Origin of the sequence: Prauserella salsuginis (assembly GCF_024648885.1) — a bacterium.
Lineage (GTDB): Bacteria > Actinomycetota > Actinomycetes > Mycobacteriales > Pseudonocardiaceae > Prauserella > Prauserella salsuginis.
Map to the genome: position 1 here is coordinate 249,672 of NZ_JANBBF010000014.1, position 13,919 is coordinate 263,590.

8 protein-coding genes are annotated in these 13,919 nt (G+C 70.2%); all 8 read left to right on the plus strand.

Features of this window, described 5'->3' with window-relative positions:
* Positions 1-127: 127 nt before the first annotated feature.
* The 8 genes from LY40_RS23665 (at position 128) to LY40_RS23700 (ending at position 13,905) form a co-directional block, all read left to right on the plus strand.
* Positions 128-475, plus strand: coding sequence for a hypothetical protein (locus LY40_RS23665; RefSeq protein ID WP_183782976.1), 348 nt, complete (start codon positions 128-130; stop codon positions 473-475).
* Positions 475-5,064, plus strand: a complete 4,590-nt coding sequence (locus tag LY40_RS23670; protein WP_258938180.1) for a DUF6531 domain-containing protein — start codon at positions 475-477, stop codon at positions 5,062-5,064. Before LY40_RS23665 ends, LY40_RS23670 begins: the two co-directional genes overlap by 1 nt.
* 142 nt (positions 5,065-5,206) lie before the next feature.
* The gene (locus LY40_RS23675) at positions 5,207-5,896 is read left to right on the plus strand and encodes a hypothetical protein (RefSeq protein ID WP_258938181.1); all 690 of its coding nucleotides are present in this window, start codon (positions 5,207-5,209) and stop codon (positions 5,894-5,896) included.
* A gap of 172 nt (positions 5,897-6,068) precedes the next feature.
* On the plus strand, positions 6,069-6,881 hold the full coding sequence (locus LY40_RS23680; protein ID WP_183782972.1) for an SGNH/GDSL hydrolase family protein: 813 nt from the start codon (positions 6,069-6,071) through the stop codon (positions 6,879-6,881).
* 71 nt (positions 6,882-6,952) lie between these two features.
* Positions 6,953-7,999, plus strand: a complete 1,047-nt coding sequence (locus LY40_RS23685; protein ID WP_183782971.1) for a tryptophan--tRNA ligase — start codon at positions 6,953-6,955, stop codon at positions 7,997-7,999.
* Entirely contained in the window at positions 7,999-9,876 is a 1,878-nt protein-coding gene (locus LY40_RS23690; RefSeq protein ID WP_258938182.1) for a serine/threonine-protein kinase, read from the plus strand. Before LY40_RS23685 ends, LY40_RS23690 begins: the two co-directional genes overlap by 1 nt.
* Positions 9,873-11,741 carry a serine/threonine-protein kinase gene (locus tag LY40_RS23695; protein WP_258938183.1) on the plus strand — a complete coding sequence of 623 codons (1,869 nt, stop codon included), beginning with the start codon at positions 9,873-9,875 and terminating at the stop codon, positions 11,739-11,741. The genes LY40_RS23690 and LY40_RS23695 overlap by 4 nt, the downstream gene beginning before the upstream one ends.
* Before the next feature lie 775 nt (positions 11,742-12,516).
* A complete protein-coding gene (locus LY40_RS23700; RefSeq protein WP_258938184.1) occupies positions 12,517-13,905 on the plus strand; it encodes a DUF222 domain-containing protein in 1,389 nt (462 codons plus the stop codon).
* The last annotated feature ends 14 nt before the right edge of the window (positions 13,906-13,919 follow it).

Genomic DNA, 13,919 nt, shown 5'->3' on the forward strand with positions numbered 1-13,919 from the left:
CCTCACACGGCCCCGGCGGCCGTGTCCCGCCACACTTTCGTGAGGGCGCGGACACGGTCGACGGGGCCGTCGTACAGTACGGGCCGGGAATCGCGACGACTTGCGACTTTGGGGGAGGTGCGACGTCATGACGTCCGGACACGAGGTCCAGACCAGTGAGCTGCGTGGTTATGCGAGCCTGACCGCGCGCCAGGCGAACAATCTGAAGGCCATCGGCCACCACGCGCGGGAGAAGGGCGGCGACACGAGCGGCTACACGGGCCTGCTCGCGCTGCTCGCACCGGTCGTGACGGGTGTCGTCGAACTGTACGGCGAAACGCTCGAGTTCGCGCACGGCAAGATGAACGAGCTCACCGAGAAGGTCGCGGGCGCCGCGGACAAATACGAGGGCAACGAGGCCGATCAGCACGCCGAGATCCAGGCTCTGGGCGGCAAGCTCGACGCGGTCGACACCAACGTTCGGGGCAGCGACTGATGGCAGGGGGCAGCTACCAACAGCTCGAAGACCCGGTCGCGATCCTCGCCAAGGACCCCGGTCTCGAGGGCGGCGCCAAGATCGAGGACGCCATCGCCAACGCGGGCATCCAGGTCCAGGCCGTGAACTGGGTGTGGGAACAGGTCGTCGGCGAAAGCCTCGTCGAAACACTCATCACGCCCATCACGGGCGATTTCGAACAGATCGCCCGCGGCGCGGCACAGTGGAACAACGTGCGCGACGCGCTGCAGGCGGTGCGCAACAACCTCAACGGCGGACTCGAACCGTTGCAGAGCGCGTGGCAGGGCGGCGCGGCCGAGTCGTTCAGCTCGGAGGTCAGTTTCCAGTGGACGATCGGCCTCGAGGCCGACGCGCAGGCCGCGAAGCTCATCGGCATGGCACTGGCGAAGGTCGCCGACGGCTCGAAGGCCGCGTGCGACAAGGCACTCGGGCTCATCGAGACGATCGTCAACAAGCTGATCGAGGCCGCGGCGATGCTGCCGATCCCGGTCGTCGGCTGGGGCAGAGCGGTCAAGATCGTCGTCGACGTCATCCAGATCGTGAACGCGGTCCTCGACCTCATCGACGGAATCACCCAGCTGATCACCAGCTCGATCGAGGTCATCCAGGGCATCGTCGCCACGGGCACGGCACTGTCGAAACTGGGCAGCGCCGACAACCTCAACGACGTCATCGGCGTCGCCAACGAGACGGGCAAGGGCATCGCCCAGGTCCAGAGCGGACGCGAGGGCATCAGCGACGCGAAGACGTCGATCGCCAGCGCGAGCAAGGACTACGTCAAGTCGGGACTGAGCTACAACGACAACGTCGAAGGACTCGACCGGGAACGCTCGGCTCACCGCGCCGAGCAACAGCAGGCCACGAGCGCGGCCTCCTCGGACACCGCGAACTCGGGCGGTCCTACCCCGGCGCGCCGTCCGGCCGCTCCCGCCGACACGTCGATGGCGACCAACGCCGGGCACACCGAGACCGAGGCACGACCGCGCGAGGTCGTCCCCGGCTCCGGCGACCCGGTCGATCTCGCCACCGGCCAGATGTTCCTGACACAGCAGGATCTCGAACTCGCCGGAGTGCTGCCACTGGTACTCGAGCGCACGCACTTCTCCGGTTACCGGGTGGGCAGGCTGTTCGGCCCCGGCTGGGCGTCCACTCTGGACCAACGCATCGAGGTCGAGGCCGATGCCGTGTACGTCGCGGGCGCCGACGGCGGCCGCCTCCGGTACGCGCTACCCACGACCGGCGGCGATCCGGTGGTTCCCGCCACCGGATCGTTGTGGCCGTTGACCCGGTCCGCCGACGACGTGTTCACGCTGCAACAGCCGAAGCTCGGGCGCACGCTCACGTTCACCGGCAGCGGTCGGATACGGCACCTGTCGGCGATCGCCGACCGCAACGGCAACCGCATCGACGTCCGCTACGGCGAGCCCGGAGCCGACACGGCAGGCGACGCCGTTCCGTCCGAAGTGGTCCATTCCGGCGGCTACCGGGTGCTGGTCGATTCCGTGGACGGTCTGATCACCGGCTTCCGGCTGGCCAATCCACGCGGCGAGGCGATCGTCGTCGCGCGATTCGGCTACGACGAGGGCCGGAACCTGGTAGCCGTGCACAATTCGTCGGGCAGGCCGATGCGGTTCACCTACGACGAGTACGGCTCGATCACGCAGTGGACCGACCGCAACGGCGAGTGGTACCGCTACCACTACGACGCCGCGGGCCGGGTCACCTCCAGCGAGGGCGCGGGCGATGCACTCGTGGGCCGCTGGGAGTACGACGACGCGGCGCGCACCCGGACGTTCACCGATGCGCTCGGCGCCACGACGACGTACGGGTTCAACGAGCACTGGCAGCTGGTCTCCGAGACCGATCCGCTCGGTAACACCACGACCCGGCAGTGGACGAGCTACAACGAGCTGCTGTCCGAAACGGATGCTCTCGGCCGCACCACGCGGTGGGAGTACGACGACGCGGGCAACGTCACGAAGACGACGATGCCGGACGGTTCCACGGTCGTCACGCAGTACAACGAACTCGGCCTGCCCACCCGGATCACCGGCCCCGACGGCCGCACGGAACAGCGATTCCACGACGCGGCAGGCAACCTGACGTCGGTCGTCGATCCGGGCGGCACGCTCACTCGCTACACCTACGGCCCTCGGGGTGCGCTCGAATCGGTGACGGACGCACTCGGCGGGACCCGCCGGATCCGCACCGACGGCGCGGGCCTGCCCGTGACGGTGACCGACGGGCGGGGCGGCATCACGCGGTACATCCGCGACGTGTTCGGCCGGGTCGGCGAGGTCGTCGACCCGGCGGGCGGCAGGCTGCGGATGGCGTGGACGATCGAGGGTCGACTGCTCTCGCGCACGCAACCCGACGGGACGACCGAACGGTGGCGCTACGACGCCGAGGGCAACGTCATCGAGCACGTCGACGCGCTCGGCATGCGCACCCGCACCGAGTATGGCAACTTCGACCTGCCGGTCGCGCAGGTCCGCCCCGACGGCACCCGCCTGGAGTTCCGCCACGACGCGGCGCTGCGCCTGGTGTCGGTGCGCAATCCCGAGGGTCTGACGTGGGATTACACCTACGACGCCGCGGGCAGGCTGACGTCCGAAACGGACTTCAACGGCCGCACCCTGCGCTACCGTCACGATCGCACCGGTGCGCTGGTGTCGCGCACGAACGGCGCGGGTGAGACCGTGACGTTCACCCGCGACGCGCTCGGCAACGTGGTGGAGAAGTCCGGTGTGGACGGCAACGGCACGGAGCGCGTCACCCGATTCGAGTTCGACCCTGCGGGCAGGCTCGTCGCGGCGACCTCGCCCGACGCGGAGGTGCGGTACGAACGCGACGGCTGCGGCCGCGTACTGACCGAGACGGTCAACGGCGCCACGGTGCGCTCGTCCTACGACGAGCTGGGCCGCCGGGTCGCGCGGGTGACGCCGAGCGGCGCCGAGTCCAGGTGGAGCTACGACGCGAACGGCCGCCCCGAGGAGCTGTCGAGCGGCGGCCACACGATCCGGTTCTCGTACGACGCGGCGGGCCGCGAGGTGCGCCGCCGGGTCGACGCGGGCGCCGAGCTGGTGCAGGCGTGGGACGTGAACCACCGGCTCGCCTCGCAGACGCTCACGGCGCCGAACCTGTACACGCCGGGCGGCCCGAGCCGGGTGGTGCAGCAACGCGCGTACCGCTACCGGCAGGACGGTTTCCTCGCAGCGGTCGACGACCGTATCGACGGTTCCCGTACCTTCGACCTCGACTCGTCGGGCAGGATCACCGTGGTGCGCGGCCACGGCTGGGCCGAGCAGTACGCCTACGACGCGTCCGGCAACATCACCCACGGCTCGTGGCCGTCCACTCCGGACGGATCGGGTTCCCCGGAGGCGCAGGGGCCGCGCGAGTACACCGGCACGTTGATCCGGCGCGCCGGAGCCGTGGCCTACGAGCACGACGCGCAGGGCCGCGTGGTGCGACGGCGGGCGGCGGCGCCGTCGGGCGCAGAGCGGTCCTCGACGTTCACCTGGGACGCCGAGGACCGGCTCACGACGGTGACGACGACGGACGGCACCCGCTGGCGGTACGTCTACGACCCGCTCGGCAGGCGCATCGCCAAGCAGCGGCTGTCGAGTTCCGGTGCGGTCGCCGAGTCGGTCGCCTTCCACTGGGACGGCGTCACGCTCGCGGAGCAGACCGCGACGGGTCCTTCGCCGGACGGCTACACGCCCGGCCGGTCCTCGACCACGACGTGGGACTTCGAACCCGACTCGTTCCGCCCCGTGACACAACGGGAACGCACCCGCGGCGGTGACGGCCCCGCGATCCCGGCGGGCGGCGCAGGATTCGACGCCCCCGTCGGACCGGGGCCGGTGGGTGGCGCTCCGGTGGGTGGCGCTCCGGTGGGTGGCGCTCCGGTGGGTGGCGCTCCGGTGGGCACAGGCCCGACCGGTATCGGGCCTGCGGGACAACCGCCCGCGGGACACCCGCCCGCGGGAACACCCGCAGCCGGCGGCTCGCAGGAATGGGTCGACCGGCAGTTCTATGCGCTGGTGACGGACCTGGTCGGCACTCCGCTGGAGATGATCGATCCCGACGGCGACCTCGCGTGGCACAGCCGGTCCACGATCTGGGGACAGTCGGTGACCGGCGGGCCGCAGGGTGGGCCGTACTGTCCGCTGCGGTTCCCCGGGCAGTATCACGACCCGGAAACCGGCGACAACTACAACTGCTTCCGCTTCTACGACCCGGCGATCGGCGGGTACTCGGCGGCGGATCCGATCGGCCTCGAAGGCGGTGTCACCCCGCATCGTTACGTCGCGAACCCGGTGCACGCCTACGACCCGCTCGGTCTCGCGCCGTGTTCGGGACCGGCGCGCCCCGCTCCGGACACGTCCGGCGGCGACGGTGCGCTCAACTCGGGCCACCTGGATCAGGCGCGCGGCAATCTCACCGGAGAGGCGGCGAGTCCGAACGCCGGCGATGCGGCCGCCCCGTCCACCGGACCGCAGCGGCCCGGTGCCAGCGGACTCGGGGCGATGGAACGCCAGCACGGCACTCCCCCGCCCCGATGACGGCGGCCGCATCACCGCGGGCGGGCGTCGCAGGTGAGCCCGCCCACCGTCGTGCCTGCCGGGCATTCCGTCCGGCCGGCACCGTGACCGCACGAAACCGGCCGCGGCTCGCGGCCGTCGACACGGCCGAAGGGGAGTGACCGTGACGAATCCGGACGCCTGGATGACGCCGCAGATCAGGGACGCGCTGGCCAAACTCGAGGAGGCCGAGGTGGACCTCGACACCCGCGTCGCACAGGCGGGACAGCTGGCGGAGCAGCTGCCGAAGGGCGGCCTGTCGCAGGAGGACATCCAGCTCATCGAGCAGCACGCCCGTAGCAAGGACGCGCCACGCGAACTGCGCGAGCTCCAGGATCGCGTGGACCGCGGCGACCTGTCGTGGCAGGACATCTCCGCGGGCCGGTTCCTGGACGATCCGCAGGTCCGCGCGGCGCTCGAACACGGCGTCGCGGGGATGCAGTCGGCCTACACGATGGTCCGGGAGGGGCATGAGCTCGACGAGATCATCGAGTCCGGCGGGCCGGCCGTGCCGACGTCGAATCCCGACGACGGCGCCACAGACACCGAAGAGCCGGACGACGCGGCCGAGCGGGACATCTTCCGCGGCGGCCGCGACACGGGCGGTTCCCGTGCCGACGACCGCCCGGCTGCCGGCGGAGCCTCCGACGGGTCCCGCGATCCCCGCACGGGTGACCCCGGTGTCGGCGACCCGGGCACCGATCGCCCCCGGGGCACTGCGGGCGGAACGGGCACCGGCGGCGCGGGCTCTCGCGGCCGCGACGCCGACGCTCCGGATGACGACGACTACTTCGGCGGTTCGCCGTTCCGCTGACGGAGTCCACGACGGGGCTCGCACCCGCGCCTGCCCACGGCATCGGTTCCGAAACCGCAACACCGGTCACAGGGCGGTAACGTTTACGCCATTCGTGGCGACACTCCACCGGCAGCGGCAACGCCGCCCCGAACCGTGAGCGAAGCCGAACCGAACAGGGTGTGAGCGGAAGATGTCCTACCAGCGTTTCGTGGCGCTCGGCGACAGCCTGACCGAAGGTCTCGACGACCCGTACCCCGGCAGGCCGGTCTATCGCGGCTGGGCCGACCTCGTCGCAGAACGCCTGGCCTGCGACGAACCCACACTGCACTACGCCAACCTGGGAGTGCGGGGGAAGCGACTCGACCAGATCGTCGTCGAGCAGGTGCCCGCGGCCGCCGACCTCGAACCGGACCTGGTCGCACTCTGCGGCGGGGCCAACGACCTCATGGCGACCCGCGGCTACGACCGCGAGGTCGTGGCGAGTCGCGTGCGCGCCGCGCTGCGGCTGCTCACCGACATCGCTCCCGAGGTGGTGGTGTTCACGCTCTCCGACGTGTCCGGCAGGCTGCCGCTGGTCCGGTGGATGCGCTCGCGCATCGAGGCGTTCAATGACACGGTGCGTTCCGCCGCAGACGCCCACGGCGCCCGCGTGGTCGACCTGTGGCCGGACCAGTCGGTCCACGATCTGCGTTACTTCGGGCGCGACCGGCTGCACCTGAGCGAACACGGCCACCGGCGGGTCGCGGGGCACGTGCTCGACACCCTCGACGTCCGATACGACCCGAGTTGGCTGGCCCCGCTCCCCGGTGCTCCCCACACGCCGGGTCCGCTCGCGCACGCGCGGTGGGTCTGGGGTTCGGTGCTGCCGACGGCGCGCACCCGCGTGACGAACTACCTCACCGGCCGTTGTTCGGGCGACGGCTTCACTCCGAAGCGGCCGCAACTGCGACCCGTGCTCGACGACCTACTGTCCGTCGACCGCGACACACCACGGCCCGCCTGACGGTGACGCGCCCCGGCACGAGTTGCCGCCTTCCGGCAATCGCATGAGCGGTGGCCAGTACGATGACCCCCATGTCACAGGCCGTAACCAGCGGAGCGAAAGTCTCCTTGACCGGCATCAAGCCGACCGGTGAGCCGCACCTCGGCAATCTCGTCGGCGCGATCCGGCCCGCGCTGACGCTCACCGAGGAGTACGACTCGGTCTACTTCATCGCGGACTACCACGCACTCACCAGCGTGCGCGACCCGCAGGAGCTGCGGCAGTACACGCGCTCGGTCGCCGCGACGTGGCTCGCCGCAGGCCTGGATCCGAAGCGCACGACGTTCTACGTGCAGTCGGACGTGCCCGAGATCTTCGAGCTCAACTGGGCGCTGTCGTGCATGACGGCCAAGGGCCTGATGAACCGCGCCCACGCCTACAAGGCTGCCCGCGACAAGAACGTCGAGGCGGGTGAGGACCCGGACGCGGGCGTCAACATGGGCCTGTACAACTACCCGATCCTCATGGCCGTCGACATCCTGATCATGGAGTCGGACGTCGTGCCGGTCGGCAGGGACCAGTTGCAGCATGTCGAGTACGCCGCCGACATCGCAGGCAGCTTCAACCACGTCTACGGCAAGAACTACAGGTTCAAGGTGCCCGAGGCGATCGTCCCGGACGAGAGCCACGGCCAGGCGCTGCCGGGCCTCGACGGCCGCAAGATGAGCAAGTCGTACGACAACACGATCCCGCTCTTCCTGCCCGAGAAGAAGCTCCTCAAGCTCGTGCGGCGCATCCCCACCGACAGCACGCCGGTGGACGAGCCGAAGAACCCGGACACCTCGGCGCCGTTCCAGATCCTCGAACAGTTCGCGTCGGCCGACCACGCGGGCGTCGTCGCGGACACGCGCAAACGCCTCGAAGCGGGCGGCATGGGCTGGGGCGAGCTCAAGAACGTGCTGTTCGAGGTGCTCAACGCCGAGCTGGCCCCGCTGCGGGAGCGTTACGAGGCGCTGATGGAGCCCGGCAGTGAACTCGACACGGTGCTCGCGGAGGGTGCGCAGAAGGCGCGGGACCGCGCGGGCCGCGTGTTGTCGCAGGTGCGCGAGGCGATCGGGTTGACGGGCGTGGCGCGCTGATGAAGGTCCTGGGGGAAGGCGACCGGGAGTACGCGGGGCGTTATCGCCTGCTGGCGATGCTCGGCGAAGGCGGCATGGGCCGGGTGTACCTGGCCATGGCGCCGGACGGCAGACCGGCGGCGCTCAAGCGCATCCATCCCGCGTTCTCGCACGACCAGGGGTTCCGGGAGCGTTTCCGCCGCGAGGTCGCGACGTCGCGGCAGGTCTCCGGCGCGTTCACCGCGGCCGTCATGGACGCCGACACCGAGGCGGAGCAACAGTGGCTCGCCTCGGTGTACGTGGCCGGACCGTCGCTGCAGGACGCGATCGACACCGCGGGGCCACTGCCGCCCATGGCGGTGCGGCACCTCGCAGCGGGCCTCGTGTCCGCGCTGGCCGACATCCACCGCGCCGGCCTCGTCCACCGCGATCTCAAGCCGAGCAACGTGCTGCTGGCCTCGGACGGCCCCCGGGTGATCGACTTCGGCATCGCGCGAGCCGTCGAAGGCAGCTCCGAGCTCACGAGCACCGGCTCGGTCGTCGGTTCCGCCGGGTTCACCTCGCCGGAGCAGGCCGAGGGCCGCAGCCTGACCACGGCCAGCGACATCTTCTCGCTCGGCACGCTGCTGGTGATGGCGGCCACCGGCAAGAGCCCCTATGCGGGCAACACCACGCCGCAGACTCTCTACAACGTCGTGCACGGTGAGCCGGACCTGAGCAAGGTGCCGCCGGAGCTGATGTCGATCATCGGCCCGTGCCTGGCGCGTGACCCCGCCCAGCGGCCGACCCCGGACCAGCTGCGCGGGCTGATCGGCAGCCTCCCGCCGACGAACAACCCGTGGCCCGAGCGGGTACAGCAGGAGATCCGCCGCTGCGAGGACGACGTCGATGCCGTCCTCGTCGGCTCGGACCTGCGGAAGTCACGCAGCGGCCTGGTGGTCGCGCTCGCCTCGCTGATCATGGTCGCGGCACTCGGTGTGACCGCCCTCATCGGCGTCACGCACCCCGAAGCGGGCACCGCCACGACCGTCGCCGCCCAGGAGCCCGATCCGATCCCGACGACCGAGGCGCCCACCGGACCGCTGGCGCCCACATCGCTGCGCAAGCTCGACCCGTGCAAGCTCATCCCCAGCCTGAACTCCGACGGCAGCACGGAGTACGACGAGTGCCGGTTCGACGTCAGCGAGAACATGTCGGTCACGTTGGAGCTCGGTTCGCGGATCACGTCGAGTTCGAACAGCTCCGGCGGCGAGACCGCGGGGCTGACCACGCTGGTCAACGGTCCCGACGAGGGCAGGTGCGCCGTCGCGGGCGTGCTCCCGCAGATGCCGACGAACGGCATCGAGGTGAGCGTCAGCTGGTACGGCGACGGGAAGCCGGGCAAGGACCACAAGCCGTGCGAGGCGGGACGGGAGTACCTCGGGGAAGCGGTGAAGGCCGCCCGTAAGGGCGACGGCACGTGGGCTGAGCAGTACCGCACGCTGGCCGAGGTCGACCCGTGCCTGCTCATCAGCAGGCAGCGGGCGCAGGACGTGTTCGGGCAGACGCCGTCGGTCGAATCGGACTATCTCCGCGAGTGCACCTACAGCGGCGGGGGCGAGGCGGTCGTCGCTCTCGACATCAGCGGAAATCCGGAGGAATCGTCCTCGGAGAGCACGGAGAAGATCGAGGTCGGCGGCAAGGACGTCTACCAGCGGCCGAGTTCGACCGGTTCCGCCTCCTGCAGCGTCGAATGGCCCGAGGCGCCCGTCTCCGGTGAGGACTCCGACTACTACGCACAGGTGGTCGAGGTGTCCTACCGGGGGCGGTACGACGACCAGGACACCACCGCCGACCTCGCATGTGAGCGCGCCCGCAAACTCGCCGACGCCGTGATGGAAGGGCTGCCGACGTCATGAAGCCGCTGCAGCCCGACCAGTCCCACCCGATCGGCCACTACCGCCCGCTGGTGCTGCTCGGCGAGGGTGCCATGGGCCAGGTCTTCCTGTGCCTGGGCCAGGACGGCCGCGTCGCCGCCGTCAAGCGCATCCACCCCAGCTTCTCGAAGGACGACGGCTTCCGCGTCCGGTTCCGGCAGGAGGTCGAGGCCTCCCGCCGGGTGTCGGGTGCCTACACCGCAGCCGTCATGGACGCCGACCCCGAGGCCGAAGCGCCCTGGCTGGCGTCGGTGTATGTGGCGGGGCCGTCGCTGCGGGACGCGATCGATGCGAGCGGGCCGCTGCCGGTGCCGTCGATGCGGCGGCTCATCGCGGGCCTGGCCACCGCGTTGTCCGACGTGCACCGCGCCGGGCTGATCCACCGCGACCTCAAGCCGGGCAACGTCCTGCTCACCTCCGACGGCCCGCGTGTGATCGACTTCGGTATCGCCCGTGCCGCCGAGGGTGCCGAGTTCACCAGCACCGGAACGGTCGTCGGATCCCCCGCGTACATGTCGCCCGAACAGGCCGAGGGCAAGGACCTCACGCCGGCGAGCGACATCTTCTCGCTGGGCACGCTGCTGGTCATGGCCGCGACCGGGCAGGGCCCGTTCACCGGCACGACCGCCGCGCAGACCCTCTACAACGTGGTGCACGAGCCGCCGCAGCTCGACGGGGTGCCGCCGGAGATGCTGCCCGTGATCGAGGCCTGCCTGGCCCGTGAGCCCGAGGCCCGGCCGACACCGGCACAGCTGCTCGACCTGGTCGGGCCGATCGACCACGAAGGCCCGGTCTGGCCCGTCGCCATCCAGCAGCTGATCGACAAGCAGGAGGCAGAGGTCCGGCACGTGCTGGCCCTGCCACCACCAGAACCGCCGCCGCCTCCGCGCAAACCGCGATGGCCCAAGGTGACCGCACTGATCGGCGCGGGCGCGGCCGTGGTGGCCCTCGCGGTCACGCAGGGTATGGCGCCCGTCTCCGGCACGGTGATCGAACCGGAGCAGCGCGAGCCGGTGGCACAGGCGCTCAGCGTCGACCGGCTGCGCGACATCGACGCGTGTGCACTGTTGGAGGACGAGACCTTCGGTGACACGACGCTGCAGCCGTCGAGCTACTCGACGTACCTGCACCGGTGCCGTTTCGGCGAAGGCGGGTTCAGCTCCGATTCGCTCAACCTCGAACTCGGCGCGACGATCGACCGCTCACGCATGACCGCCACCGGTGACCAGGTGGCGGGCCAGGCTGTGCTGCAGGAGAGCACGAGTTCGGGCTGCAGCAGCGCGGTCGCGTTGCCGGATTCGCCGCAGCAGGCGATCACGATCGACGTGTCCGGCGAGTCCCCCCTGTGCGATCACCTGTCGGCGGCGCTGGACGTGGCCGTCGACAAGCTGCGCACGGAACCGCCGCAGCAGAATCTCCCGGACGACAGCCTCGCGCGAACCGACATCTGCGCGCTGGTCGACGACGACGCGGCGAGGCAACAGCTGGGTGTGATCCAGTCGAAGACCGCCGACGACCTCAGCACCTGCCGGATCGACGCCATCAACGGCAGCGGCAATCTGCGCGCCGAACTCACCTACGCCGAGACGTTCGGGCCGAACAACAGCTACCGGGACGTCGAACCGGTCCAGCTCGACGGAGTGACGGGATACGTCAGCAACCGCTCGTCGAGCTGCGCGCTCGAGTGGAAGCACCGCGACTTCGAAGAGGGCAAATCCGACCAGGTCATGCCGACGATCGAAACCGTCCGCGTGACCTACACACCCCGCGACGACAAGGCCAAGCCGTGTAAGCAGGCCGAGTCCATCGCCAACGCCGTGCTGAAGAACCTGCCCCCTGCCGGCTGACCGGTAGTCCACCTCGCGGCGGCCCTCGCGGTTGAACCCGTGCTCGCATTGCTACGCGGGTAGCGGGCTCGACCACGCCGACTGCACCGGGTCATCGAGCTACACCGGTTGCGCGCTGGCGGTCACGGTCGGCCCGAACGGCTGCCCACAACGACTGCCCGAGGTCCCACCACAGCGCGCCCGCGCATTCGACTTCGTCCCACAGGCGATACAGGCCGAATTGCTCACACTCCCCGAACCCGCCCTCGCCGTCCACGGTGACGCGTGAGCGGTCCGGTGGAGTGAACACGTCGCCGTCGGCGTGCACTGCGTGTCCAGGGAGAACAGAACCCACAGGTCGTGACCTCCGGCCGGTTCAGCGAGGACATAAACCACGACACCGATTCCTCCCACACCTTCAAAGGGACCTGAGCAGCCGCGTGAACCGTGGCCGACGAGTCCGCATCCACCAGGGTCGTCGGCGGTTCGACATTGCTGTGGTCACGCATCGGCATGAACATCGCACACCCGCCGTCGAACCGGATCTCGACGCCCCGGCCGTCGCGCTGGAGCAGCACCGATTCCCCGCCGCAGTGCCGATCTTGGGGTCAGCGAGGGTCAGCCCCTTGCACGTCCGATTCACTGGAATGGTTCGTTCGTGCGTCTCGAGCGTGATCGCGGTGTGGCCCTTTCCGCGCGATCGAGGTGGTGTCGAGTTGTCTGTACGTGTCGCCGGAGTCGGTTCACCCTATTGTTCAATTGTTGTTTCGACCACGAGTTCGATAGCGTGGGTGTTGTGGATGACGTGGGGGACGGTGTTGGTGACGGCGTTGGTGACGGCGTTGGTGACAAGGTCGAGCGGGTGCGGGAGATCCGTGCTCGGCGGGCCCGGCTGGACGCTGAGGAGTTGGCGTTGCTGGCGGAGTTGTCGGCGGCGGTGGGTGATGATCGGGGGTTGGCGGAGGAGTTGACGCCGGTGCTGCGGGTCTCGGCGCGGGAGGTCGAACGCCGCATCGACGACGGCAGGTCGTTGGCGGGGCGGATGCCGCAGCTGCTGAGTTCGATGCGGGCCGGCGAACTCGAAGCATATGGTGCGCGGCGGGTGTTGGCCGCGGTCGACCCGCTCGACGACGACACGGCCCGCCAGGTCGATGACCTACTGGCGGAAAGACTGACGGATGCGCCGGAGACGGCGTGGCAGCCGGGGAACCTGGCCCAGCGGGTGCGCCGGTTGGTGGAGAAAGTCGACCCCGGCGGGCAGGTCGAACGTGCCCGGCAGGCACGGGCGGAGCGGAAGCTCGAACTCGCCCAAGGCGAGCACGTCATGTCCTCACTCGAAGCGAGCCTGCCGGCGGAGGTCGCGGCCGCGTGCTACTCACGAGTCGATGGGATGGCCAGGTCACTGCGCCGTAGCGGCGACGGGCGCACCCTCGATCAACTGCGAGCGGACGTGACCGCCGACCTGCTGTTGGGACGCGATCCCGGGGTGGCGCCGCCGGAGGCGGCGGCCATGGTCTACGTGCACGTACCGGCCAACACGGCCCTGGCGATCTCCGACGAGGGGTGTGAGCTGGACGGGTACGGGCCGATCCCGGCTCCGATTGCCCGGGAGATCATGACCAACGAGCGCAGCATCTGGCGCGCCGTGTTGTGCGATCCCGGCACGGGTGATCCGGTGGATTTGGGGCGCAGGCGGCGGCCGAGTGCGGTGATCCGCGAGTTGGTGCGGGTGCGGGACCGGGAATGCGTCATGCCCTGGTGCCACCGACCGGCCCGGCATTGCGACCACGACCACGAACACCCCTGGGCCACAACCGACGACGGCGGCGGTGGTGGTTCGACCTCGGTGGCCAACGGCGGGCCGCGCTGCCGACGGCACCACCGGCTGAAAGACCAGCCCGGCTGGAACACCCGCTACGACCCCGTCCACGGCAACACCCGCGTGACGACGCCGCACGGGGCGACTTACACCGCACACCGCCACCCCATCCTCACCCCGACACGCACTGCCCCGACACGCCGCGACCAGGCAGGCCACAACCCGAGACGCGCTGCCCCGGCACGTCGCATACCGGGACGCGACAGCTCGACATGCCCTGCCCAGGCACGGCATGAGGCCCGAACTGCACCGGGGCGAACAACCACCGACCCGGAGCACCAGAAGGACGACAGCCCACCGTTCTAGGACATGTCCTAGAA

Excerpts from the sequence above, each read along its gene's own strand:
- LY40_RS23665 (WP_183782976.1), top strand. The coding sequence starts at position 128 with ATGACGTCCGGACACGAGGTCCAGACCAGTGAGCTGCGTGGTTATGCG.
- LY40_RS23670 (WP_258938180.1), top strand. The coding sequence starts at position 475 with ATGGCAGGGGGCAGCTACCAACAGCTCGAAGACCCGGTCGCGATCCTC.
- LY40_RS23680 (WP_183782972.1), top strand. The coding sequence starts at position 6,069 with ATGTCCTACCAGCGTTTCGTGGCGCTCGGCGACAGCCTGACCGAAGGT.
- LY40_RS23695 (WP_258938183.1), top strand. The coding sequence starts at position 9,873 with ATGAAGCCGCTGCAGCCCGACCAGTCCCACCCGATCGGCCACTACCGC.
- LY40_RS23690 (WP_258938182.1), top strand. The coding sequence starts at position 7,999 with ATGAAGGTCCTGGGGGAAGGCGACCGGGAGTACGCGGGGCGTTATCGC.
- LY40_RS23685 (WP_183782971.1), top strand. The coding sequence starts at position 6,953 with ATGTCACAGGCCGTAACCAGCGGAGCGAAAGTCTCCTTGACCGGCATC.